Raw genomic sequence first — 22,577 nt, 5'->3', positions numbered from 1 at the left:
GAGTTGCGGACTTCCGCGCAGCGGTCGCCAGTTGTCGGCGCCGGCTGTCGGCCCCGGTAGCCCGCACGGCGGGTGCAGGATCCGCCGACCGAAGCGGGGGTTACGGTGGATGATTACAGATCTTGAATGGTCAGGTTGTGTTGGGTTCGAGGGTCAGTCCGGTGTGAGCGAGGAAGCCGTCGAGTAGGTCGTGGCGGTACTGGATGCTCTTGAGTCGGTTCTTGATGATCGCCTGGAGGTGGTCGACGCCGGTGACGGCGAGGTTGCCGATTCTGCGTTTGAGGTGCGACCACACGGCCTCGGTCGGGTTCAGGTCCGGGGCGTAGGCCGGTAGCCGGATCACGGTCAACCAGTCCCGGGCGTCGATCATCTGCCGCATGGCGGCGGAGACGTGGGTGTTCAGGTTGTCCCACACGCACACGATCGGCCCGTCGAGCTGCTGGTGAGCGGCATCCAGCAGGGCGATGTAGTCACGCTCGCTGAAGCTGCGGCGCTCGTTCTTACGGCCCGGGTGCATGATCGTGCGGTAGATGAACCGCGACCGCCGTCCGGGCCGGTAACAGGTCAGCCCGGCGATCGAGACACGCCCGGATCCTTTGCCGGTGACCGGGACGACCGGGGTGTGGCCGCGTCGTCCCCAGGTCCGCGCCTTCGGTGGGCGCAGCGTCTGACCGGCCTCGTCCTCGAAGACCAGCCACGCCTGCCGCTGCGCCGCTACCGTTTTCCCGCCGGCCACGTCTCCCGCCGCCACGTGGTGACCGCCTCGTCCCGCTCGACTGCACGATGTTGGGGCACCTGCACCGACCAGCCGAGCCGGTACATGATGTTCGCCGTGCCGCGCAGGGTGTAGCGGGTGCGGAACATCCGCGCGATCAGGTCCGACACCCGCGCCAGGGTCCACCGCTGATCGGCGCCGAAGCCGTGCGCCGCCGGACCCTGCTCCAAGGCGTCGGCCAGCCGCCGCAGCCGGCCTTCATCCAGCCGGCACCGAGACCCGCCCGGCCCCTTCGACGCCAGAGCCTGTTCACCACCAGCCTTCCACCGCTTGCGCCAGCCGTACACCGCGGTCTGCGACACCCGCAGCCGACACGCGATCTCCGGCACCGACACACCCTCGGCGAACCACCCGGCAGCCTGCCGCCGTACCGCCTCACGCTTCGCCCGCCCCCGCGCGGACAACCCACCTCCATCGGGATACCTCATCCCATCGATCTACCCCAGCCCCAAGCCGTCACACAGACCACATCGGACGAACCTGACCATTCAAGATCTGTAGCGGCGGCGACCGGAGCGTGGATCGTCTTCGAGGACGAGGCCGGACAGACCCTGCGCCCGCCCAGGGCCCGGACCTGGGCCCGCAAGGACCACACTCCCGTCGCGGTGTCGACGCTCATGCAATTCCCCTGGCCTGGGCTCATGTAGTGGGACCGGTCATCGAGGGTTGATGGTGGTCGTCAGGTCCTGCAGCTTGTGGCAGTCTGGCCCGATGGGCGGGGCGGTGTTTGTCGGTGGTGGCTGCAGCGCGGCTGATGAGGAGCGGTTGTGGAACGAGCTCTTCGCGGTGGGCGGACGTGTCGTCTGCTGGCCGTACGCTCTGCGTAAACGCGACGCCCAGGCGTCGGTCCACGATTGGCTGACCGGAGAGTTGGCGAAGCGCGGAGATTTCGACGTCGACACCTGGATCGACGTGCCGGACCGCGCGATCGCTGGCCTGTCCTCGGCGCAGATCCTGTTTATTCCGGGTGGCAACACGTTCGCGCTGCTGGATTGTCTGCGCGCTCGGGGCTGGCTCGGCCGGGTGGGTGAGTTCGTGGAAGGCGGCGGCCTGCTGTATGGGGGAAGCGCCGGTGCCATCTTGTGCGGGGCGGACATCGCCGTCGCGGGTCTGTTTGACGAAGACGTTGTCGGAATCTCTGATACCCGTGCGCTGGACCTGCTGGCGGGAGCGGTGGTCTATCCGCACTTCACGGCAGCGGACGCGCCGGTGGTTGAACAGTGGGCTGGCATCCACGACGAGCCGGTCTTGGCGGTCCCCGAGAGGGGCGGGCTGATCTTCCGGGACGGTGTGTTCCGCGAGACCGGGCCGGAACGGGTCCGGGTCTTCCCGTCCGGTGCGATCGAGCTCACCGCGGCCGTCTGTTGATCAGAGAGGCCCCGAGAGCGGCACGGCTTCGCTCGCTTGGCGTCCCGGCCGAGTCGACTGAGCAGCTCCGAAGCCAGGTTCGATGTTGTCGGTGAGCAAGGCTTGCGGCGCGAACTTCCCGTGAGTCCTCACGAGGTGATCGAGTCGGCGAGGACCTGGTCAATCGTGTACTGGGCCTCGGTAGCCAGAGTGGGCTCGATGCCCCGGTAGTAGTGCAGCCCACCGAGTGAGATCGACAGTGCGCGTGCGCGTGCGCGGGTCCAGGTGGCGTCGTCGCAGTCGACCATCTCTCGGAAGATGGGCCGGACGTTAGCGGGTAGGACGGTCCAGCCGACGATCAGATCGCATGCGGGGTCGCCCATGCCGACGGTCGCGAAGTCGATGACGGCGCTGAGTTGCCCATCCGCGGTCAGGATGTTGCCGGGCAACAGGTCCGCGTGGACCCAGGTGGGTGGACCGTCCCAGGCGGGGATGTCCAGAGCCTCGTCCCAGATGGCGGTAGCCGCGTCGGTGTCGATCGTGCCGTCAAGTTTCGCTATGACTGCCCGTGTCTGCTCGTCAAGCCGCGCCAGCGGACCGCCGCGGTAGGCCCTGCGACTTTCGGGGATGTCGATGGCGCGGAAGGCGATGATGAACGCGGCCAGATCGGCGGCGAGCTTGTCCGGTGCAGTGAGGCTCCCGGGAACGGGGTTTGTGCCAGGAAGCCAGCGAAGGATCGACCAGGTCCAGGGGTACTCGTCGGTGGGCTGCCCGAGAGCGACCGGTGCGGGGATGGCGACGGGCAGGTAGCCGGCCAGCTGCCGCAGCCATCGCTGCTCCTTGGCCTCGCCACCCGCAGCCCACGGCACGCGGCACAGCCGCACCACCAGATCCGGCCCCAAGCGGAACAGCGCGTTCACCGTCCCGGTGGAGGGCAGTCGTCGCAGGGGAAGGGCAGCCCACCGGGGGAACTGTCCGGCGATCAGCCGCTCGACCATGGCGAGCGGGATGTCGATCTCATCGGCGTGCATCTTTGGAGCTGGCAGGACACCCTCCCGATGAAGCGCGGTCGTAGCGCTGACCATCTTCGACGAGCGACTCTGACGCAACCGAATTCCAGCTCGAAGACAAGTCCACTGATCCGCCGGCTTCACTGGCAGAGTCACATTGGTGATGTGGTTGGTGATCGCGGCCTCCCGAGACGATGCTCCAGACCGTCTTATCCGTCGACTGTTAACTAAGACCTCAGAGCCGCCGCGATCGTGATAGCTGGCATTCCCGGATACGGACGTCGGACGGTTCAGGCGGGAACTGCCGCGTTGCACGTGGGGGTTGCTGGTCAGAGACCTGACGGCACTGTCCGAAGTGGCGGTCCGGGGTGTGTGCAGTCGCCCCATCGATTGACCGTCGGGCGTTACGGGAGACGGGAGATGCGTCAACGCGGGCAGCGCGACTCCGATCGCACCCACCACCCACGCCGGACCCCATTCCCGGGCATGGTGCGCCAACTGCCGCCACAACACATCGGTGGTGTCACTGTCGAAACGCTCGCACCGCAGCAACGTCCGTAACTCGTCCAACGGCAGCGTCGCATCCGGTAGACCCGGTACCGGACGGGCGTCGAACGCCAACGGCGCGGGCTCACAGGTCAACAGCGCGAACGCCGACTCGGCGGTGGTCAACGCCGTGACGGCGGAACGGGTACGACCGGTCATGGTCATGTCTCCTCGACAGCGAGTCCCTCACCGACGGCGGGGGACCGAGACCACCGATTGGGACAGCACGACCTGACACCGGACGCGGTTGTCAGACCACGACAGGACGTGTCCGGGCATGACAGGTTCGCGGCGTCGAACCGGCTTCGAGCAGGCGTCGGGCGATCGTGCGCGCCCGTCTTGGTCTCGGCGTATCCAGGCATGCTGCAGGGCTTCGGCTGCCGGGATGCAGAACGCGCGGACCGCGGCAGGTCCGGATACCCGAGTGCGAGTCAGGCCGGCTCAGGATTACCGTCCGGTGATGAACTTCGACTTCGGTATTGCTGGCTACCAGCCGGCCTGGCTGAACGGAGCTGCTGAGGTCGCCGGTCGTCACGCTCAACGGCTGCGGGGTCTCGTGGGCCGTCGGCTGACGTCCAGCTGGGTGGTGTGGGATGACGATGACGACACCTGGTTCGCCGACTGTCCGGTGGTGTTCGACTTCGACGACGAGCGTCTTGAGGTCAATCATCAGAAGTTTGATGATCTGTCGATCACGTATGGGTCGATCGACGTGACACGGATGCCGGTGTGGCCGACCTCAGACGGCTTCCTGCTCCGTTGGCGCAGCGATGCTCCCGCGCTGTTGGTTGCTCGGCACGGGCAGAGGCTTGAGGCGGTGGAGCTTCTGGAGTGGGCCGGGGGTGACCTGGCGGACGGTGCCGTGGCGTTGGGCCTGCGATTCGCGAGCGGCTGGCTGACGGTCTACAACGCGATGGACGAGAACGGAATTCAGGAGGGCGTTCCCTCCCTGCGGTACCGCCGACACCGACTGGGGTGAGCCTGCAACTGCATGACTCGATCGAGCCGTCAGCGGCAGAAGCGGATGGCAGGCGGCTGTGGTGTCTGGATCACGCACGGGTACGGCGGAGATCCACCGGCTGCTCATCGAGGGGCCTGCCCGCCTCAGCCTCGCGGTTGATTGTCCATCAACTCAGATGGCAGATCGGGGAGATCTGTTGACCGGGCTCGAACCGGCGTCCTCCCGGCCCCTAGCCGGGTGCTCTACCTCTGAGCTACAACGGATCTCCACGGGCCCCGCCGGCTGGGCTCGAACCAGCGTCCACCCGGACCAGAGCCGGGCGCTCTACCCCTGAGCTACGACGAGCGCGATCATGCTGCCCTATCACGGCTTGACATGTCCACCCCGTTCCGGCAGCTCGCTGACCACGACGTCACCCGGGATCAGCGTCTGCTCCAAGCTGCTTTTGATCATCTTCCCGGAGAACGCCCCACCGGCACGGAGCATCGACGCCCACATCGGGTCCACGATCGATACCCCGTGCACCAACTCGGGCGTGGGGCGAAAACGCCCGGTTGCTGCGGGTGTCCTGGGACCTGTCCAACCCGACTCGACCGGGTCGACGCCACCAGCGGCGCATGCCGCCTCCACATCCGCACGGGTGCAGGCGGTGGTGCCGTCGAGAACGTCCCACGGCAGCGGTAGCCGAGCCCATACGCCCACGTCGGGGTGCAGGCCGCCGCCGGTCGACCGGTGCCACGCCGCCAGGTCCGCCGCGATCAGCATCATCGCCTTGCCCGGGCAGGACGCCTGCAGCAGGCCGAGGCTGCCGGAGGCGTCGAGCGCCGCGATCCAGGCCGCCCGCGCGGCGTTGTACGCGCCGCACAAGAGGTTCCACGTCGACGAGTCGTTACCCCGCCTCACGATCATGGTGGCCTGGTCGAACTCGCTGGCCGTCCATACCCGCTTGAGCAACGCCGCGACCTGGCGCATCGTTGCCCACCACCGGCCCAGCAGCTCACCACGCTGTGCTTCGGTCAGCCGGGCGAGCACAGCCGGCGTCGGATGGGCCTGGGCGATCATCCACCAGTCCGTCGCCGGGATGGCGGTGCAGTGCCTGAACAACAGGTCGGCGATGTCGTCGTACGGGTTGTCCCGCCCTGACAGCGTGAACTCTCGCCGTAACTTCCGCTTGGCAGTCACATACGCCACGAAGCACCCTGCCCACGGATCAGCCAGGAAGGCATCTCGCTCGATGCTCGCCGCGAATCCTGCCCGCGCGACCATGGTCAACTGCCGCTTGGTCTGCTCGACCGCCAACCTGTCGGCTTTCGTCAGCAGGCGCTGCGTCACCCGGAATCGCCGGTTGTACTGCCGCTTCGACAACTCGATCCCGGCCGCGGCCCGGCCCTCCCGGTTCAACCGATCCCGCAGGAAGTCCAGCCGGGCCGGATCGACGGCACCCAGGGATTCGCTCAGGCGGGCCGAGAAATCAAGCAGCGAAACGGGATCATCCGGGTCGACGCCACCGGGCGGCAGATCGAACAGCCGCGCCGCGGCGTCGATCTGACGGGCCCCACCGACCGGCCGCGCGAAGTCCACCGACATCGAACTCCACCCGCTCCAGCGTGCCGCCGCACGAGCCGCCCGCCCCAACGTCATCCGGTCTCGCAGCCCCAACTGGCCGCCCACCACCCGCAGCACGAGATGCGCGACCTCCTCCGGCCGGCGCCGCTCATCGAGTGAGGTATGCAGCGCGACCAGGGCATCCTCAGCAGAGGTCTCGGCGATGGACATGGCGGCATCCTGGCAGGCACGACGCGACCCAAGCAATCCGATTCGCCGCCGCACCTGGCACCGCACGGGCGGAATGCTGATCATCAGACATCAACCGGTCTCTACCGTGGAGGTGGTACGCGACCCCTGCCGGACAGCGTGCGACGAGGTGCTGTGCGCCACGTCGTTGACGTCGACCTCCTCGTGGTCTTTCAACATCACCACCTGCCACGCGCTCATCGGTACGAACGGGATGCGCACCGGGCGCGCGGATTGCGGCGTGAGCGTAGGGTCTGGCAGCCTGCACAGAACGTTCAGCCGCGGCCGACGCGGCTCCGTCCAACGAGGGGCCGCCGTGTCCAGCGAAACAACTCGTTCGCCGCTCGTACTGGCGATCTCATGGGGCCACATGGACGTCGAGGACCTTGGAGTTGGCAAGGACTTCAAGCTCTACCCCAGCGGTGGCCGCCCGTGGGACTGGTCCGAAACCGGTACCCGCCACAGCCCCGGTGTTCAGCCCGATGATGTCCTAGAGCTTCTGGCCCACGGCGCCACGACCGTCGTACTGTCGCGTGGCATGCAACTGCAGCTGCAGGTCGACCCGCGTACCCTCAGACTGTTGGAGGAGCGCGGGGTGACCGTCCACGTGGCCGAGACCACCGAGGCAGTCCAGATCTACAACGACCTCGCCACCAGTGGCACCGCAGTCGCAGGACTGTTCCACTCGACCTGCTGAACGCAACGATAGAGACACGCTTGCAGCGGCAGATGCGAGCGCCGAAATTCGCCAGTCGGCGGGTCCGCAGCATCTGGATGTGCAATTGGGCGTCAGTACCGCGTCCTGCTTCACGTCCAGCGAAACGGTGCAGCTGCACCGGCGGCGGACTCAGTGCTGAAGCAGGCCACCGACCGGGACGGGGACGACGTGGCCGGTCGAGGGAAGGGTCTGCGCGAGTGCCAGCCCGACGTCGACCAGCGACGATCGGCGCAGGCGGGCCACATCCGGTATTGAGGTCCAGACCGACTCGGCGGTTTCGCCGTTCGGCTCGGGGCGCAGTGTGCCACCAGTAATGCGGACTCGGTAGAAGATGCCGATGTTCTGGTGCTCGATTCCCAGCCGCGCCTCGGTGGCGGGAATCACCCTCGAGTCCACGCCCAGCAAGCGTTCAACCAGCGCGTCGCAGCCGGTCTCTTCGGCGACCTCGCGGATCACCACATCGAACGGATCCTCCGCGTGCTCCACCTTGCCCCCCGGAAGGGTCCAGTTGGTGTCGCCGGTCGGTGATACGTGGCGGGCGAGCAGTACCCGCCCATCCTCGATGCACACAGCATAAGCCGCCAGCCGGAAACTCATCGGCACCTCCGGCCGGACCCTACGCCACCGTTGGGATCGTATCTGGTCCATGCGCCGGCGATCAGGTGCACGCTCATCGGCTAGATGAGTGCGTCGTGGTCGACCACGGTGAGGGTGCGATGCGAGCGCCGACGATGGGGGGCCGGCCGTCACCGTGTCGGCTCCGCGTGAAAACTGACCCCGTGGTTCCGGCTGAATGTTGACCCCTTCCGGAAGCATCGGGAGGTGCTGAGCGTGGAGGACTGGGCGGAGATCCGTCGGTTGCATCGGGCGGAGCGGATGGCGATCAAGGCCATCTGTCGTCGGCTGGGGGTCTCACGGAACACGGTGCGTAAGGCCTTGGCCAGTCATGAGCCGCCTCGCTATCAGCGGGCGGGCAGGGGTTCGATCGTGGATACGGTCGAACCGCAGATCAGGGCGTTGTTGGCGGAGTTCCCGGACATGCCGACGACGGTGATCATGGAGCGGTTCGGGTGAGCCCGCGGCAAGACGGTGTTCGCTGATCGGGTGCAGCAGTTGCGGCCGTTGTTCCGGCGCCCGGACTCGGCGCAGCGGACGGAGCATCTGCCAGGAGAGTTGGTCCCCATAGTGGTGCCACCCGCCCTACCCATCGGTATCCAACTCCTACGCTCCCGCTCGGCAACCGCCGCAGGGGCAACGGCGTTCAGAGACGCATCCGGCACCAACTGATCGGCCCGTCGGCGCCGGGGCAACACTGGCAGGATGACCTCGACGATGCTGGTGCTCGGGCCGAGACTCGCCGTCGCGCTGGCGCTGCTGACTGCTGTCGCAGCCGCCGTCGCGATCGTTGGACGGCTCGGGCACGGCCGGCAGATCGCCGTCGCCGCCGCCCGGGCCGCGCTGCAACTGGCCGCCGTGTCGCTGGTGATCACCGCGATCATCTCGTCGCTGTGGGCGACCGCGGCGTTCGTCATGCTCATGTGCGCGGTCGCTACGGTCACTTCCGGCCGGCGGATAACTGGTGGGCCGAACGGCTGGTGGGCGGGTGTCCCGATCGCCACCGCCAGCCTGACCGTCGTCGCCGCGCTCCTTGTCGCCGGGCTGGTGCCCCTGCGTGGCATCGCGATCATCCCGATCGCCGGTATCCTGACCGGCGGCGCCATGACCGCCACAAGCCTCGCCGGGCGTCGTTTCAACGACGATCTTCGCGCCCGGCGCGGCGAGGTCGAAGCGGCTCTCGCGCTGGGACTGCTCCCCCGCGACGCCGCGCTGCTCGTCTGCCGCCCCGCCGCCAGCCAGGCACTCATTCCCGCCCTCGACCAGACCCGTACCGTCGGCCTCGTCACCCTCCCCGGTGCCTTCGTCGGAGTCCTCCTCGGCGGCGCGAGTCCCCTGACTGCGGGGATCATCCAACTGTTCGTCCTCGTCGGCCTCCTCGCCGTCGAAGCAACCGCCATCGTCCTCACCATCGAACTGATGGCCCGGGGACGTCTACGCCCGCGATCATCCTGAACCCAGCAGAACGCTGGGCTCCTGGCACACATTCTGCGATTGATCGCGGATCCACTGCCGGACCAGCAGGCCCATCACGACGGCGGCGGGATCTCACCGAACGCCCAGGTGATGCCGGCGCCCAGCTTCTGGTCGTCGAGCGGCGACGACGCCCATCCGGGATGCACGCCGAGGTGCCAGTCGGGGGCGAGGACGGTGGTGGTCTGCATGAGCGCGAGGCCGAGGAAGCCGTGCGCCATCATCGCGGCCAGGTGGATGAGCACCAGTACCGGGTGCGGGATCCGGGGCCGGCCCGGGTCGATGCCTTGACCCACGGGTCGCGGACGCGGAGCACGCTGGCCGGCGTGCTCGCGGCGGCGGAGGCTGACCAGGAGCGCCGCCGCCGGCCGCGGCGGGTCAGGGCTGCGCGGCGAGCAGTCGGTGCACCTCGGTCAGCACGTCGGCCAGTGGTCGGCCGGTACGCCGGGCCACCGCCAGCACGTCGTCGTACTCCGGTTGGCTGTTCACCACCCGGCCGCCGAGGTGACCCCGTTTGACCCGCACCGGTGATCCGTCGACGGCGACGGTCACCACGTCGCGGCGCAGGGCGCGGCGGTGCACCTCGCCGACGCGGACCCCGAGGGTGGTGGTCTGCTCGAAGACCAGCCGGCAGACCAGATCCAGCCGGTCGGTGTCGACCAGCACGCTGAGCACCTGACCCGGCCGCCCCTTGCGCATCAGCGCCGGGCTGCACCAGGCGTCCGCCGCACCTGCGTCACGCAGCTGCTCCAACAGGTCGGGCCAGATCCGTGGGTCGAGGTCGTCGATCGTGCACTCGACCTGATGCAGGGTGTCGGTACGCCAGTCGGGCGGGCTGCTCGCAGCGCCGATGAGCACCCGGAGCAGGTTGGCGTGCCCGGCCGGGTCGGCCTGCCCGGCACCGACGCCGACCGTCCGCGGGACGCAGGGCGGGGTCGGCCCCCACCCGGTGGCGAGGGTGCTCAGCAGCGCAGCGCCGGTGGGTGTGCAGAGTTCCATGCTGGCCGGATGCGCCCGCAGCGGGGCACCAGCCCTGGTGAGCAGCTCCAACACGGCCGGTGCCGGCACCGGCAGGACGCCGTGCGCGGCGTGTACCTGGCCCGAGCCGACGGCCACGGGCGAGACGACCCGTACCGCTGCGGCCAGTACGCCCAGCTCGTGCAGGGCCAGCGCGCAGCCGACCACGTCGGCGATCGCGTCGAGCGCACCCACCTCGTGGAAGTGCACCTGGTCGATGCCGGTGCCGTGCACGCGGGCCTCGGCGGCGGCCAGCCGGTCGAAGACCGCGCAGGCGAACGCGGTGACCGACTCGTCCAGCCCAGCCGACCGGATCACCTCGACTACGTCGGTGAGCCGGCGGTGCGTGGTGCTTTCCGACACCCGTACCTCGACCAGGGTGGCCCGGAAACCGTGCCGGCGGACCGGGCGCGGCTCGACCACGATCGGCTCGACGTGCAGCCGCGCCAGCCCGGCCCGCACCACGTCCGGGTCGGCGCCGGCGTCGAGCAGCGCGGCGAGTAGCATGTCCCCGGCCGCGCCGTTGCTCGCGTCGATCCAGAGCACCGGCACGGGTCCGGGCTCGCCGGCTCGGCGTCCGGCGCGCTCCGGTAGGCCGCCGGTCATGGTCGGGCCGTCCGGCGGGCGATCCGGGCGGCGGCCACGCCAGCGCTGAAACCGTTGTCGACGTTGACCGTCAGCACGCCGGGTGCACAGCTGTTCAGCATCGCCAGCCAGGCAGTCAGGCCGTTCAGGTGCCAGCCATAGCCGACGCTGGTCGGCACCGCTATCAGCGGGACGCCGATCAGGCCGCCGAGCACCGACGGCAGGGCTGCCTCCATGCCGGCGACCGCGACCACCGCGTCGGCGCCGGCAATGCGGTCCCGCTGGGCCAGCAGCCGGTGTAGCCCCGCCACGCCCACATCCACGACCTCGTCGCAGCCTGCGCCGAAGACGCCCACCGTCGCGGCCACCTCGCGCAGCACCGGCAGGTCGGCCGTTCCCGCGCCGACCACGGCCACCGTGCCCACCGGGGCCGGCGGTGTCCCCAGGATGGCGAGTCGGCCAGCCTCGTCCAACCAGGCTGCCGGCAGCTCCTCGGCGAGCCGGGCCAGTGCGGCCGGTGCGAGCCGGGTCGCCAGCACCGCCCGGTCCGGGTGGGCGGCGTGCAACGCGCGGAGCGCGCTGACTATCTGTGCCGGGGTCTTACCCTCGCCGTAGACCACCTCGGGGTCTCCGGTGCGTGCCGCCCGCTGTACGTCCAGCTGGGCAAAGCCCAGGTCAATAGTGTTCCCGGCGGAGCCGGTCGGATATGGTTCCATCATCTTCCCCCGGTCGTCGTGATGGGAGTGGCGTCGTGGACACGATTGCACTCGGTGATCGGCTTGTCGCCGAGATCGCCGGTTACGGCAGTGTGCTGGTGGCTTTCTCCGGTGGGGTCGACTCCAGTCTGGTGCTGGCGGCGGCGGCCCGGGCCCTGGGTGCCGACCGGGTGGCCGCGATGACCGCGGTGTCGGCGTCGCTGCCCGCCGCCGAGCGGGCCGCCGCCGAGCGGTTCTGCGTCGCCCTGGGGGTGGCCCACCACCGGCCGGCCACCGGGGAGCTGCGCCGGGCTGGTTACCGGGAGAACGGCCCGCGACGCTGCTACTTCTGCAAGAGCACGGTGCTGGACGCGGCCGTCGAGCTGGCCGGTCGGCATGGCTACGACACGGTCGCTACCGGCACCAACGCCGCCGACCTGACCGCCGGTTTCCGGCCCGGCATCGAGGCCGCCCAGGAACGGGCGGTCCGTAGCCCACTGGCCGACCTGGGAATGTCCAAGGACGCGGTCCGGTCGGTTGCCCGGGATTGGGGCCTGCGGACCTGGGACAAGCCGGCAGCGGCCTGCCTGGCCAGTCGGATCGCCTACGGCATCGAGATCAGCCCGGCCCGGTTGGCTCGGGTCGAACGGGCCGAGCGGGCGGTGCGTGAACTGCTGGCCCGGCACCAACCGCGTGACCTGAGGGTCCGTGACCTCGGCGACGAGGTACGGCTGGAGGTGGACGCCGAACTGGTGGCTGCGGCGCTGGCCGACGAGGCGCTGCCCGGTGCGGTGAGGGCGGCCGGCTTCGGTGAGCTGCCGGTCCGGGTGGCCGCCTTCCGCTCCGGCTCGCTGAACGACCCGCTGCGAGCCGACGTGCCGGGCCGTGCGTGACCGGGGCGCCGCCGGCCGGTCTACAGGGGTGTCCATCCTGTCCTGATCCGCCAGTGTCGACCGGAGCGCAGGTGGGTCACCACGGCCCGCTGCAGGGCGGTGTCCTGCGGAAGCTCGGCCAGGTCGGTGGGGTGTTGCCGGAAGACGAACTCGAAGACGTCGTGGTCGCCGTCGAGCACCGGCGGGAAGAGTCGGAACCGGCGCTGGAAGCGGATGATGTTGGCCGTCGGCGGCAGGTACTCGGCGAGTTGGTCGTCGAGCAGCCACGATCGACAGACCGCTGCCGGATAGGGCTCCTGCGGGAAGTGGCGGGCGAAGAACACCGCCGCGGAGGTGAACGACTCGTCACAGTCCGCCAAGGCCAGCGGACCGTCCTCCGGGATGTGCACGTCCAGCACCGGCTGACCGGCCAGTGGCGATCCGGCAGCCACCGCCGGGTCCAGTCGGAACCGGTCGAACTGTAACCGGCCGAGCCGGTAGAGGCTGCCCCGGAAGTGCCGGGTCAGCCAGTTCTGCCGGTCCAGCCCGCCCTGGCCGTGCGTCCGGCGGTGGATGGCCATCTTGGCACCGAGGTCGGCCAGGGTGTGCCAGGAGACCTCCGCCGGGATGCCCAGGCTGTCGTGCAGCCGGCGGGTGGTCGGCAGCGCGGCCAGGAAGACGTGCAGGTAGAAGTACCGACCGGCGGGGCCGAGCGACGCCGGCAGGCTCGGCCAGGGCGCGATCGGCCGGAGGTCGGCCAGGTCGCGGCAGAGCTCACGGTGACAGTGCTCCAGCAGCCACCACAGCTCCGGCGTGCCGTCCGGGGTGGGCATCGCCTCGATCGCCGGCAGCCGGTCCGGCTCCGGCACCCCCAACCGCTCCAACAGGGCGTACGCCTGCTCGGGCGGCGGTGGCACCGGGCCGGCCGTCGGCTCGCCGGGGGTGGCTGACCGGGCCAGCCACCCCTCGACGTCGACGGGGAGGCCCAGCCGCTGCCGGACCGCCGAGACGTCCACTTCCCGCCGGATCACCGTGCTCCTCACCTCGTACCGTGAACGGACCTCCGGTGTCCGACGGGCCGCGTCCCACGTGATCCGGTCAGGCGCCGCTGTTCTTGAGCTCCTCGGCGTACTCCTCGGCCATCTTGTCACCGCCGCCGTCGCGCCACGACTTGACCGCGGTGTCCCAGGTGGAGAGCGGCTCCCGGCCGGTGGTGATCGAGGTGGCGGCATCGGTCAGGATCTTGTTGAGTTTGGCGCCGTCCGCAGTCTTCGTGGCGGAGCGTAGACCATTGCTGGGATCGCGGATGCTGTTGGGCAGCACCGCGCTCTCCCAGTCGTAGAGCCGGCGGGCGGCCTCCTCCTGACCGGGCAGGTTGATCACGCCGGGCGGGGAGGCGATGTAGCGGAACGGCGGTGGGGCCGGGTTGCCCGACTCCGACAGCGTGATGCCGGTGGCGCTGCGGGTGAAGTCGGTGCCCTCGATGCCGAACGTCTTCAGCTCGTACTCGGTCGTGCCGAACGGCGCGGCCAGGTAGTTGCAGATCCGCAGCAGCATCTTGAGCCGGTCCGTGGAGGCCTTTTTGAACACGGTGTAGCCGAAGATGCCGGTGCCCTGCCACGGGGTGGGCGTGGTGCCGGCGTTGTACGGCAGCGCGAAGTCGACCTTGAACCCGTCCTTCACCGTCGGCGCGGCGGTGGCGTACGTGCCGAAGCCGTCGGTGATGGTGCTGACCGTGCCGTTGTAGTAGAGCGTCTCCAGGTCCACCTGGCTGGTGCTGCTGGAGTCCGGGTAGTAGAGCTTCTCGCTCCACAGCTGCCGGGTGAAGTCCAGCGCCGCCTTGTACTGCTCGGTGCCGTAGGTGGAGATGAAGGCGCCGCCGTCGACCTTCCAGACGTTGGGCGCGCCGAACGACCCGGCGTGGTAGATCTGGTGGCTGCCGCCGAGCGCCTCCCGGGCGCTGCCGGTGCCCCAGCGCCGGCCCGTGGTCAGTGCCTTGAGCGCGGCGCGGAACTCGTCCTTGCTCCAGTCCCGTGGCGCCCCGACCTGGTCGAGCTGGGTGCGGTTGGCCAGCAGGCTGTTGCCGGGCACCGGCCGTTCGATCGGCAGCCCGTAGAGCCGACCGCCGATGCGGCCGACGGCCTTCCAGGCATAGAGCGGGATGTTGGCGAGGTTGGGGTATTCCTTGATGGCGTCGCCGCCGATCAGCTCGGAGATGTCGGCACACTTGCTGGCGACGAAGTCCTCTTCCCGGGGCAGCGTGTAGCCGGCGCCGAGCATGATGATGTCCGGCAGCTCGCCGGAGGCCATCACGGTGGCCATCTTGGTGGCGAACTCGGCGTCCGGCACCACGGTGACCTTGAGGTTGACGCCCAGCGCCTTGTTGATCGCCTGCCAGCGCGGGCTGCCGCTGACGTCGGTCGGCGGCGGCTCGTACGTGATGATCATCGCGGTGACCTCACTGCCGTCGCCCGGGGTCTCCTTGACCGACGTGGTGAGCTGCTGCGGGTAGCTGGTGTAGAGGTTCTGCACGCCCTTGTCGTTCGCCGGGGCGTCCGGTGTCGGGCCGGCGAACGGGACCTGTGTCGGCCACGGCACCAGTTCCTTGCCGCTGTTGGTGACCGAGGTCTTCTCGGCCGAGCCGCAGGCGACCAGGGCCGGGCCGGCGGTGCCGGCCAGAAGGCCGACGCCGGTGAGTTGGATGAAGGATCTGCGCTGCATGGGGTTCATTGGTCATGCCTCGGTTCCTGTGGAAGGGGTCCGATTGTCAGCCCTTGATGGCGCCGGTCATCACGCCCTTGACGAAGTGGCGCTGGATGAACGGATAGACGCAGACGATGGGAACCAGCGCGAGCACGACCACCGCCATCTGGATCGAGTGGGGTGCGTTCCGGCTGGCCGATTCGGCCACGCTGGGGTCGGCCAGCTGGGCGCCCTGCGTCACGTACTGCTGCAGGACCGCCTGGATCGGCCACTTCGATGAGTCGTTCAGATAGAGGATGGCGTTGAAGAAGGAGTTCCAGTAGCTGACGGCGTAGAAGAGGCCGACCACCGCGACCACCGCCTTGGACAGCGGCAGCACGATGCGTACGAGGATGCGGAGGTCGCCGGCGCCGTCGATCCGGGCTGCCTCGTACAGCTCGTCCGGGATGCCCTGGAAGAATCCGCGCATCACGACCAGGTTGAACGCGTTGACCAGCACCGGCAGGATCAGCGCGAAGTAGCTGTCGAGCAGTCCGACGTTCTGCACGACCAGATAGCTGGGAATGATGCCGGGCGGGAAGAGGAAGGTGAACAGCACCAGCAACAGCACCGGTTTGCCGCCGAAGACACCCGGCCGGGCCAGGGCGTAGGCCAGGGTGACCGTGCAGAGCAGCGACAGGAAGGTGCCGACGACGGTGACCAGGAGACTGACCGTGGTGGCCCGGGTGACCACGTCACCGGAGAGTACCTGCTGGTAGGCGGCGAAGCTGATCTGATCGGGCCAGACCACCCAGCCCCCCTTGGCGATGACCTCCTCGGGGGTGGCGAGGCTGGTCGAGATCACCACCAGGAACGGCGCCAGCACGATGGCCACGATGATCGTCAGCACGATGCCCTTGACCGCACGCAGGCCGAGCGAGGGCTCGCCCTGCCAGACCGGTCGGTCGCTCGGCCGGCGTCGCCGTGGTCGTACCGTGGGGCGGTGTGGGTGTCCCGGCCGCGTGGTGCCTTGTGGGCCCGGCTGGCCGGAGGTCGTGCCGCCCGGTGTGTCCGGGTGGGTAGGATTCTTCGTACGGTGTGCCATCAGCGGTAGACCCCCGATTCGCCGAGTCGGTGGGCGACCTTGTTGGCCGAATAGACCAGCAGGGCGCCGACGACGCCCTTGAACAGGCCGGCCGCCGCGGCGTAGCCCCAGTCGCCGTTGGCCACGCCGGTGAAGTAGACGAAGGTGTCGAGCACCTCGGCGGCGGCCGGACCGACCGAGGCGCGTTGTAGGTAGATCTGCTCGAATCCGGTGCTCAGGATGTCGCCGAGCTTGAGGATCAGCAGCAGCGCGATGATCGGGCGCAGCGCCGGCAGCGTGACGTGCCAGAGCCGCCGCCACCAGCCGGCGCCGTCGATGGCGGCCGACTCGTAGAGCTGTTCGTCGACCTGGTGCAGCGCGGCCAAGAAGATGATCATCCCCCAGCCGGAGTCCTTCCAGATCACCTGGCCGACCACCAGCGGTTTGAACATGTCCGGGTTGCCGATGACGTCGATGGTGGAGAGCCCGTGGTCGCCGAGCATCCCGTTGAGCACACCGGCGCCCCCCAACACCTGCTGGAAGAGCGCGACCACGATCACCCAGGAGATGAAGTGCGGTAGGTAGACCACGCTCTGCACGAACTTTCGGACGAAGCCGCCGGTCAGACTGTGCAGCAGCAACGCGAGCCCGAGCGGCGCGGGGAAGAAGAAGAGCAGTTGCAGCGCCGAGATCTGTACGGTGTTCCAGGTGGCCTGCCACATCGCGGGGTCGCGGAACATCTCGCTGAAGTTGTCGAAGCCGACCCATACCGACCCGGTGATGCCCAGGAACGGCACGTAGTCCAAGAAGGCGATCAGGTTGCCGGCCAGCGCGCCATAGTGGAAGACCAGGAAGTAGGCCAGCGCCGGCAGCATCAGCAGCACCAGGGTGAGGTCGCGGCGCAGCCGTTGGCGGCGGCTGGCCCCTCGGACGCGTGCCGGTGCCGGGTCCTCGACCATCGCGGTCCGGACGCGCCGCGCCAGCACCTCGCCCTCTGCGGGGACGTCCGGTGCCGGTGCGCCACTCACCGGATGCCCGCCGTGGACTCGCGCACCATGATCTCCGGCTCCAGCCGGGTGTGCCGGGCCGGCGCCGGCCCGCCCGCCTCGACCAGGTCCAGCAGCGTACGGGCAGCCACCTTGCCAACCTCCTCCTTGGGTGGGGAAACCGCGGTCAACGGGGGGTCACCGAGCCGGGCGACCTCGTCCTCGTACGCCACCACGGAGAGCTGGTGCGGCACCGACCAGCCGTACCTGCGGGCCCGCTGCACGATGGTCATCGCGTTCTCGTCGTTGTGGCAGACCAGCCCGGTCACCCTGGCCTCGCGCAGCTGGCGGACCACCGTGTCGATGTCGTCGTCGCTCCAGCGCGGCCAGCTGCCGACGTTCTTGCCGAGGATCACCGGCACGTCGGTGTCCAGCCCGAAGGCGGCGACCGCCCGCTCCCAGCCGCCGCGGATCAGCTCGGCGGCCTGGCTGTCACCCCGGGTGATCAGTGCGATCCGGGTGTGGCCGAGGGTGCGAAGGTGGTCCACGGCCGCGGCGGTGCCCTGCTCGTGGGCGGTCCGGACCGAGGAGATCAGGCCGAGCCGGTTCTCCGGCAGCTCCCGTTCCACCAGCACGGCCGGCACCGGAAGGTTGCGCAGCCAGGCATCGGTGGCCGGGTCGGTCGGGCCGTTTTCGATCGAGGGGACCAGCAGCAGCCCGTCCGCGCCGGCCTGGAGCAGTCCGTCGACCAGTGCCTGCTCCCGTTCCGGCCGGTAGTCCGAGACGCTCAGGGTCAGCCGGGCACCGGCGGTGTCGAGGGTGCGCTGCATCCCGTCGACGATCCGGCGGAAGTAGTCGGCGGCGGTCGGCACCAGCACCCCGACGTGGATGGCGTCCGGCCGGTGACGGGTGCCCGGTTCCCGACCCGCGCTGGCGCGGACCGGTGACCGGCGTAGGGTCGCCCCGCCCCGCACCTTGCGCAACTCCCCGGTGCGGGCCAGCACCGCCAGGTCCCGCCGGACGGTGACGTCCGATACGCCGAGGCTGACCACGAGGTCGGCGATCCGCACGATGCCGTGCCGGTCGGCGGCCTCCAGGATCTGCGCCCTGCGCTCTGCTGCTAGCACCACGTGCGCTCTTCTCTGCTTCCAGCTGGCCCGCGTTCGTGCAGGTCAGGCCACTTGCGACGGCACCTGCGCGTCGTAGGGGCAGGCTGCCACACAAACGGCTCCTGAACAAGCAGAAAAGTAAGCAAAGAATCAGTCTGTTATGAACCTGTCTCTTGCTGATCAGAACTGATCGATTAGTTGGAAACGGCACGCGCCACCACGGGACGCACCGGGGCGGATCGCCCGTCGGTGCGTCCCGTCGTGGCCGCCGGGCCCACCCCGCCCCGGCCCGCGACAGGCAGGAGGGGGCGTCGACGGCGGCCCGGCCGATGCCCGGTGGGTCAGCGGCTGGCGTCGAGGGTCAGCAGGTCGCGCCGCGCCCTTCCAGGCCGAAGACCGCCAGGTGCTCGTCTTCGGTCACCTTGACCGCCGAGCGCGGCACGTAGTGGAACTGCACCGCGCGCCGACGCAGGTTGGTCCGGTTGGCCGGGGTGCCGTGGTGGATCAGCCCGTTGAAGAAGAGCGCGCCGCCGGGCGGCAGCGGCACCACCACGTCACGCGAGGTCTGCACGTCGTCGTCGCAGAGTTGCCAGTCCCGGCGCATGAAGTGCGGGGCCGGCCCCTCCCGGTGCGACTCGGAGATCACGTGCATGCAGCCGTTCTCCGGGGTGGCCCTGTCCAGGGCGATCCAGACCCCCACCGTCGGGGTGTCCGGTTCCAGGTTGAAGAAGGCGTTGTCCTGGTGCCACGGCTTCTCCCGGCCACCACCCGGCGGCTTCAGCAACGCCATGTCCTGCATCATCACCACGTCGTCGGTGCCAGCGAGCCGGCGTACCACGGTGAGCAGCCGCTCGTCCTGGGAGATCCGGCGCAGCCGCTCGTCGGCCCCGACAAACCACATGAACTTGCGGACCGCGTTGAAGCGCTCCTCGCCGTCCAGCTCGTCCAGCCGGTCGGCCGCCCACGCCTCGAACTCGACGTCCGCGTCGCGCGGGTCGAGCAGCAGGGCCTGGAGCCCGGCCAGCGCCTCGTCGACCTGCCCGCCGGTCAGCGCCGGCGCCACCGCCAGATAGCCCTCGTCGAGATAGCGCCGCACCTCGGCGTCGCCCACCCGCTCCAGACCCGGCACCACTTCGGCGGGGTGATCGAAGCGGTACAGGTCCGCCGGGTAGTCGCCCCGGTCGGTGTCGACCCGCAAGGGTCGGTTCGTCACGGTCATGATCGCTCCCACCTGCTCGTTGTTCCCCCGGTCCCAGCCCTCTGCCGACTGTAGGTTTGCGCAGGTCAGAGCTGCCATGGGTCGAGACGACGACTTGTTGCACCGAGCGGTCGGCGGCCTGGTCGGGCGGTGCCGGCCGGGGGTACCGCAGCCGGTCAGCCAGGAGATCGCCCGGGTGGGGTCGCCGTCCGACGAAGGGCGCTGGGCGGCTCGCCGTAGCGGCGGCGAAACTGCCGGCTGAACAGGAAGACGTCTGGATAGCCCAGCGCCCGCGCGATCTGCCCGACGGTCATCGACGACTCGGTGAGCAGTTGCCGGGCGCGCTCCAGCCGGGAGTCGATCACGAACTGCCGGAAGCTGACGCCGAGCTGCCGGCTGAACAGCCGACTCAACCCGGCCGGGGCGAGCCCGGTGAGCCGGGCTGCCTCGTCCAGCGATGGACGACGCCCCGGATTGCCCCGGACCAGGTCGATCACCTCCTGCAACCGTGGGTCGATCATGTCGGTCTGCTCTCCGTGCGCCTGGGCGTCCTGCCGGTAGACCTCGGTGAGCAGGGAGAGCAGCGCAGCTGCGGCGTCCAGCCGGCGCAGCGGGTGCGGGTCGCGGCTGAGTCGGACCACCCGCCGCATCAGGTCAGCCACCGGGGCGGCGTGGCGCAGCACCGGGAACCGCGCCGGCAGCCAGGCGTCCGCGACCACGGCCGGCTCGCCGCTGGCCGCCTCCCGGAAGTCGAAGTGGCAGTAGAGCACGGTGAGCCGGTCGTGCGGATCCTGCCCGAACTCCCCGCGGTCGCCGGGGCGGAGCATGACCAGGCGGCCCGGATGCAGGTCGACCCGCTCGCCGCCGACGCTGGCCCAGCCCCTGCCACGCACCACCAGCCAGGCGTCGTGGTCGGCGAGCACCGGCCGCCAGGCCCAACCAGGTTCGCACTCCACCCGGCCGCAGTCCGCCCTCGGCCAGGGCGGATGCCGCCGGCCGAGGCGCTCGACCAGCTCGGCCCAGACGCCGGGCCGCTGGTAGTCCGGGCCGCTGGTCACCGCGTCGCCCGAGGCGGTCCGACTTCCTGCCCGAGTACGAGCACCGTGTCGATGCCCAAGGTCGACGCCCCCGGCACCCAGTCGAACCGCAGCAGGTCGGCCGGTGCGCCCACGGTCACGGTGCCGCGGCCACCGACGAACCGGCCCGGTTGCCCGGTGGCCAGCCGGACCGCCTCGCCCAGGCTCAACCGGGCCGCGGTCACCGCCTGGGCCACCCCGTCGGCAAGGCCACGGGCCGCCCCGGCCAGGTACGGGGTGCCGGACTGCACCAGCCTGCCGTCCGCGTGCAGTTCGACGGCGTCACCGATCGGCGTCCGGTACCGGCCGGGAGGCAGCCCGGCCAGCGCGACGGCGTCGGAGACCAGCAGCGACCGGTCCGGCCCCTTGGCCCGCAACATCGCGGTCAGCGTGTCGGCGGGAAGGTGGTGCCCGTCGGCGATGAAGCCGGCGGTGAGCCGTTCGTCGGCGAGTTGGGTCCAGAGATAGTTGGGGTGTCGGGCCAGCACCGCGTGCGCGCCGTTGCCGAGATGGGTGCAGAGCCGGGCGCCTGCGTCGACCACCGCGGTGATCTGCGCCGGCTCGGCGTGGGTGTGCCCGACGGCCACGTGCACTCCCTGGCCGGTGAGCACGGCGGTGTAGTCCGCCGCTTCGGGGAAGTGCGGGGAGAGGGTGACCATGCCGACCAGGTCACCGCTGGCCGCCTGCCAGTCGGCGAACTCACTCAGCGAGGGCGGCCGGACCCAGGTGGCGTCGTGCACGCCACGTGGACCGTCCTGCGGCGAGATGTGCGGCCCCTCCAGATGGGCGTACGGGATGGCGTGCTCGACCAGTCGGTCCGTCCGCCGGGCCGCCGAGATCGCCTGCAGGGCCCGGGTGATCCGGTCGTGCGCGGCGGTCACCAGGGTGGGTACGAAGGTGGTCACCCCGCTCGCGAAGAGGGTGTGGGTGAGCGCGACGACGGTCTGCGGGGTCAGCCCGTCGGCGTTCAGGTCGTGCCCGGCGAAGCCGTTGACCTGCAGGTCGACCAGCCCGGGGGAGAGGAACCGGGTCTCCTGAGCCGGGCCGGGCCCGATCCCGGTGATTCGGCCGGCCGCGACGGTGACCGCCAGGGGTGTGCCACTGACCGGGTCGCGGCCGGTCAGCACCCGGTCAGCCGGCATGGCCCACCTCGGGCGGTAACTGCCCGGCGGACTCCCGGTCGAGATAGAGGGTGCAGTCGGGGTGGGTACGCAGCGCGGTGGCCGGGCAGGCGGCGTCGATCGGATCGAGCAGCGCCCGCCGGACCGCCGTGCTCTTGCGCGCGCCGGGCACCACGCAGAACAGCCGCCCGGCGGCGAGGAGCCGGGGCACGGTAAGGGTGATCGCCCGGTGTGGCACCTCGGCGAGGGTGTCGAAGCACTCGTCGTCCACCTGCTGCTGGCGGCAGACCTCGTCGAGTTGGACGACCTTGACGTCGAGCGGATCGGCGAGGTCGGCCACCGGCGGGTCGTTGAAGGCAAGGTGCCCGTTCACCCCGATGCCGAGGCAGACCAGGTCGATCGGGGCAGCGGCCAGCGCCTCGGCGTACTCGCGGGCGGTCTGCTGGGCATCCGGGCCGGGCTCGATCCGGTGCACCGAACCGAGCGGCACCCGGTCGAAGAGCACGTGGTCGAGCCAGCTGGCGAACCGCTGGGGTGCCGCCGCCGGCAGGTCGAGGTATTCGTCCATGTGGAAGGCGGTGACCCGGGACCAGTCCAGGTCGGGCGCGTCGACCAGCGCGTCGAGCAGTTCCTGCTGGCTCGGTGCGGCGGCGAAGACCATCCGGACCCGGGGCTGGACGGCGAGCAGGGCGCGCAGGTTGGCGGCGACGTCGGTGGCGGCGGCGTGGCCCATCGTGGCCCGGTCGGCGAAGGTGCGCACCCGGGGCGTTGTCGAGGCGGAGATTGGGGTCACGGTCACCATTCCTCGGAGTCTGCCCGCCGGGCGCGCTGCGCGGGGCGGGTTGGCGGCCGACCGCCGGGCCGGCTGTTGCCCAGCATTTCGTGCAACCGGTTGCATGTCAACTCGCGCGCC

The 22,577-nt window shown here is 70.0% G+C and carries 23 protein-coding genes, 2 tRNA genes and 1 pseudogene; 6 read left to right on the top strand and 20 right to left on the bottom strand.

The genetic code is table 11. The annotated features are described in order from the left end of the window. Positions 1 to 130: 130 nt before the first annotated feature. Entirely contained in the window at positions 131 to 736 is a 606-nt protein-coding gene (locus GA0070216_RS29630) for a transposase (RefSeq protein ID WP_245722819.1), read from the bottom strand. Then, on the bottom strand, positions 715 to 1,203 hold the full coding sequence (locus tag GA0070216_RS29625) for a helix-turn-helix domain-containing protein (protein ID WP_091252988.1): 489 nt from the start codon (positions 1,201 to 1,203) through the stop codon (positions 715 to 717). The genes GA0070216_RS29630 and GA0070216_RS29625 overlap by 22 nt, the downstream gene beginning before the upstream one ends. Positions 1,204 to 1,486: 283 nt before the next feature. Between GA0070216_RS29625 and GA0070216_RS29620 the strand changes: the two genes are divergently transcribed. Then, a complete protein-coding gene (locus GA0070216_RS29620; RefSeq protein WP_176739199.1) occupies positions 1,487 to 2,143 on the top strand; it encodes a Type 1 glutamine amidotransferase-like domain-containing protein in 657 nt (218 codons plus the stop codon). A 128-nt stretch (positions 2,144 to 2,271) separates the two neighbouring features. On the opposite strand, the gene GA0070216_RS35125 is transcribed toward GA0070216_RS29620, so the two are convergent. Then, a complete protein-coding gene (locus tag GA0070216_RS35125; RefSeq protein WP_245722818.1) occupies positions 2,272 to 3,837 on the bottom strand; it encodes an aminoglycoside phosphotransferase family protein in 1,566 nt (521 codons plus the stop codon). 301 nt (positions 3,838 to 4,138) lie between these two features. Here GA0070216_RS35125 and GA0070216_RS29610 point away from each other — a divergent pair, with 301 nt between their 5' ends. Next, entirely contained in the window at positions 4,139 to 4,657 is a 519-nt protein-coding gene (locus GA0070216_RS29610; RefSeq protein WP_091253019.1) for a hypothetical protein, read from the top strand. A gap of 173 nt (positions 4,658 to 4,830) precedes the next feature. Here GA0070216_RS29610 and GA0070216_RS29605 read toward each other — a convergent pair. The 4 genes from GA0070216_RS29605 to GA0070216_RS36275 all read right to left on the bottom strand — a co-directional run bounded on the left by GA0070216_RS29605 (position 4,831) and on the right by GA0070216_RS36275 (position 6,634). Next, positions 4,831 to 4,902, bottom strand: a tRNA-Pro gene (locus GA0070216_RS29605). A 10-nt stretch (positions 4,903 to 4,912) separates the two neighbouring features. After that, positions 4,913 to 4,984 (bottom strand) — tRNA-Gln (locus GA0070216_RS29600). An 18-nt stretch (positions 4,985 to 5,002) separates the two neighbouring features. Continuing rightward, complete coding sequence (locus GA0070216_RS29595; protein WP_091252984.1) at positions 5,003 to 6,415, bottom strand: hypothetical protein; 1,413 nt, start codon at positions 6,413 to 6,415, stop codon at positions 5,003 to 5,005. A gap of 90 nt (positions 6,416 to 6,505) precedes the next feature. Then, complete coding sequence (locus GA0070216_RS36275; RefSeq protein ID WP_281190477.1) at positions 6,506 to 6,634, bottom strand: hypothetical protein; 129 nt, start codon at positions 6,632 to 6,634, stop codon at positions 6,506 to 6,508. A 13-nt stretch (positions 6,635 to 6,647) separates the two neighbouring features. Here GA0070216_RS36275 and GA0070216_RS29590 point away from each other — a divergent pair, with 13 nt between their 5' ends. Further along, positions 6,648 to 7,130 carry an Mth938-like domain-containing protein gene (locus GA0070216_RS29590; protein WP_091253017.1) on the top strand — a complete coding sequence of 161 codons (483 nt, stop codon included), beginning with the start codon at positions 6,648 to 6,650 and terminating at the stop codon, positions 7,128 to 7,130. A 150-nt stretch (positions 7,131 to 7,280) separates the two neighbouring features. Here GA0070216_RS29590 and GA0070216_RS29585 read toward each other — a convergent pair whose 3' ends face one another. Then, positions 7,281 to 7,748, bottom strand: coding sequence for an NUDIX hydrolase (locus GA0070216_RS29585; protein ID WP_091252981.1), 468 nt, complete (start codon positions 7,746 to 7,748; stop codon positions 7,281 to 7,283). Between the two features lie 225 nt (positions 7,749 to 7,973). Between GA0070216_RS29585 and GA0070216_RS29580 the strand changes: the two are divergent. Together GA0070216_RS29580 and GA0070216_RS29575 are read left to right on the top strand one after the other, a co-directional pair. Then, a pseudogene (locus GA0070216_RS29580) lies at positions 7,974 to 8,217 on the top strand (helix-turn-helix domain-containing protein); the annotation flags it as partial. Positions 8,218 to 8,471: 254 nt separating this feature from the next. Then, the gene (locus GA0070216_RS29575) at positions 8,472 to 9,221 is read left to right on the top strand and encodes an ABC transporter permease (protein WP_091252978.1); all 750 of its coding nucleotides are present in this window, start codon (positions 8,472 to 8,474) and stop codon (positions 9,219 to 9,221) included. Between the two features lie 74 nt (positions 9,222 to 9,295). Here the strand turns inward: GA0070216_RS29575 and GA0070216_RS29570 are convergent, their stop codons facing one another. The 3 genes from GA0070216_RS29570 to larB all read right to left on the bottom strand — a co-directional run bounded on the left by GA0070216_RS29570 (position 9,296) and on the right by larB (position 11,560). After that, positions 9,296 to 9,535 carry a cytochrome c oxidase assembly protein gene (locus GA0070216_RS29570; protein ID WP_176739198.1) on the bottom strand — a complete coding sequence of 80 codons (240 nt, stop codon included), beginning with the start codon at positions 9,533 to 9,535 and terminating at the stop codon, positions 9,296 to 9,298. A gap of 82 nt (positions 9,536 to 9,617) precedes the next feature. Continuing rightward, the gene (gene larC, locus GA0070216_RS29565) at positions 9,618 to 10,808 is read right to left on the bottom strand and encodes a nickel pincer cofactor biosynthesis protein LarC (RefSeq protein ID WP_218108318.1); all 1,191 of its coding nucleotides are present in this window, start codon (positions 10,806 to 10,808) and stop codon (positions 9,618 to 9,620) included. A gap of 50 nt (positions 10,809 to 10,858) precedes the next feature. Next, positions 10,859 to 11,560 (bottom strand): nickel pincer cofactor biosynthesis protein LarB, encoded by a 702-nt coding sequence (gene larB / locus GA0070216_RS29560; protein WP_091253015.1) that lies wholly within the window; start codon positions 11,558 to 11,560, stop codon positions 10,859 to 10,861. 32 nt (positions 11,561 to 11,592) lie between these two features. Between larB and larE the strand changes: the two genes are divergently transcribed. Continuing rightward, positions 11,593 to 12,429, top strand: coding sequence for an ATP-dependent sacrificial sulfur transferase LarE (gene larE, locus GA0070216_RS29555; RefSeq protein WP_218108317.1), 837 nt, complete (start codon positions 11,593 to 11,595; stop codon positions 12,427 to 12,429). Between the two features lie 20 nt (positions 12,430 to 12,449). On the opposite strand, the gene GA0070216_RS29550 is transcribed toward larE, so the two are convergent. From GA0070216_RS29550 to GA0070216_RS29510, 9 genes are all read right to left on the bottom strand, one after another. Further along, positions 12,450 to 13,439, bottom strand: coding sequence for an acyltransferase domain-containing protein (locus tag GA0070216_RS29550; RefSeq protein WP_141723234.1), 990 nt, complete (start codon positions 13,437 to 13,439; stop codon positions 12,450 to 12,452). Between the two features lie 67 nt (positions 13,440 to 13,506). Beyond that, positions 13,507 to 15,129 carry an extracellular solute-binding protein gene (locus tag GA0070216_RS29545; RefSeq protein WP_176739197.1) on the bottom strand — a complete coding sequence of 541 codons (1,623 nt, stop codon included), beginning with the start codon at positions 15,127 to 15,129 and terminating at the stop codon, positions 13,507 to 13,509. Between the two features lie 46 nt (positions 15,130 to 15,175). Continuing rightward, complete coding sequence (locus tag GA0070216_RS29540) at positions 15,176 to 16,000, bottom strand: carbohydrate ABC transporter permease (protein WP_245722817.1); 825 nt, start codon at positions 15,998 to 16,000, stop codon at positions 15,176 to 15,178. 194 nt (positions 16,001 to 16,194) lie between these two features. Next, on the bottom strand, positions 16,195 to 17,202 hold the full coding sequence (locus GA0070216_RS29535) for an ABC transporter permease (protein ID WP_245722816.1): 1,008 nt from the start codon (positions 17,200 to 17,202) through the stop codon (positions 16,195 to 16,197). Further along, positions 17,199 to 18,290, bottom strand: coding sequence for a substrate-binding domain-containing protein (locus GA0070216_RS29530; RefSeq protein ID WP_091252960.1), 1,092 nt, complete (start codon positions 18,288 to 18,290; stop codon positions 17,199 to 17,201). Before GA0070216_RS29530 ends, GA0070216_RS29535 begins: the two co-directional genes overlap by 4 nt. A 340-nt stretch (positions 18,291 to 18,630) precedes the next feature. Further along, entirely contained in the window at positions 18,631 to 19,488 is an 858-nt protein-coding gene (locus GA0070216_RS29525) for a phytanoyl-CoA dioxygenase family protein (protein WP_176739196.1), read from the bottom strand. Between the two features lie 155 nt (positions 19,489 to 19,643). Next, positions 19,644 to 20,525, bottom strand: a complete 882-nt coding sequence (locus tag GA0070216_RS29520) for an AraC family transcriptional regulator (protein WP_091252956.1) — start codon at positions 20,523 to 20,525, stop codon at positions 19,644 to 19,646. Next, a complete protein-coding gene (locus GA0070216_RS29515) occupies positions 20,522 to 21,685 on the bottom strand; it encodes an N-acetylglucosamine-6-phosphate deacetylase (RefSeq protein WP_091252953.1) in 1,164 nt (387 codons plus the stop codon). The genes GA0070216_RS29520 and GA0070216_RS29515 overlap by 4 nt, the downstream gene beginning before the upstream one ends. Continuing rightward, positions 21,675 to 22,457, bottom strand: coding sequence for a glucosamine-6-phosphate deaminase (locus GA0070216_RS29510; protein WP_218108316.1), 783 nt, complete (start codon positions 22,455 to 22,457; stop codon positions 21,675 to 21,677). The genes GA0070216_RS29515 and GA0070216_RS29510 overlap by 11 nt, the downstream gene beginning before the upstream one ends. Between the last annotated feature and the right edge of the window lie 120 nt (positions 22,458 to 22,577).

The organism is Micromonospora matsumotoense (assembly GCF_900091525.1).
Taxonomy (GTDB): Bacteria; Actinomycetota; Actinomycetes; order Mycobacteriales; family Micromonosporaceae; genus Micromonospora; species Micromonospora matsumotoensis.
This window is presented reverse-complemented; position numbering and strand designations above follow the sequence as displayed.

What these genes read in the sequence shown, in the direction of transcription:
- GA0070216_RS29625 (WP_091252988.1), bottom strand. Translation starts at nt 1,203, where the DNA reads ATGAGGTATCCCGATGGAGGTGGGTTGTCCGCGCGGGGGCGGGCGAAG.
- GA0070216_RS29620 (WP_176739199.1), top strand. Translation starts at nt 1,487, where the DNA reads ATGGGCGGGGCGGTGTTTGTCGGTGGTGGCTGCAGCGCGGCTGATGAG.
- GA0070216_RS35125 (WP_245722818.1), bottom strand. Translation starts at nt 3,837, where the DNA reads ATGACCGGTCGTACCCGTTCCGCCGTCACGGCGTTGACCACCGCCGAG.
- GA0070216_RS29610 (WP_091253019.1), top strand. Translation starts at nt 4,139, where the DNA reads ATGAACTTCGACTTCGGTATTGCTGGCTACCAGCCGGCCTGGCTGAAC.
- GA0070216_RS29595 (WP_091252984.1), bottom strand. Translation starts at nt 6,415, where the DNA reads ATGTCCATCGCCGAGACCTCTGCTGAGGATGCCCTGGTCGCGCTGCAT.
- GA0070216_RS36275 (WP_281190477.1), bottom strand. Translation starts at nt 6,634, where the DNA reads ATGAGCGCGTGGCAGGTGGTGATGTTGAAAGACCACGAGGAGGTCGAC.
- GA0070216_RS29590 (WP_091253017.1), top strand. Translation starts at nt 6,648, where the DNA reads ATGCGCACCGGGCGCGCGGATTGCGGCGTGAGCGTAGGGTCTGGCAGC.
- GA0070216_RS29585 (WP_091252981.1), bottom strand. Translation starts at nt 7,748, where the DNA reads ATGAGTTTCCGGCTGGCGGCTTATGCTGTGTGCATCGAGGATGGGCGG.
- GA0070216_RS29575 (WP_091252978.1), top strand. Translation starts at nt 8,472, where the DNA reads ATGACCTCGACGATGCTGGTGCTCGGGCCGAGACTCGCCGTCGCGCTG.
- larB (WP_091253015.1), bottom strand. Translation starts at nt 11,560, where the DNA reads ATGATGGAACCATATCCGACCGGCTCCGCCGGGAACACTATTGACCTG.
- GA0070216_RS29545 (WP_176739197.1), bottom strand. Translation starts at nt 15,129, where the DNA reads ATGCAGCGCAGATCCTTCATCCAACTCACCGGCGTCGGCCTTCTGGCC.
- GA0070216_RS29525 (WP_176739196.1), bottom strand. Translation starts at nt 19,488, where the DNA reads ATGACCGTGACGAACCGACCCTTGCGGGTCGACACCGACCGGGGCGAC.
- GA0070216_RS29515 (WP_091252953.1), bottom strand. Translation starts at nt 21,685, where the DNA reads ATGCCGGCTGACCGGGTGCTGACCGGCCGCGACCCGGTCAGTGGCACA.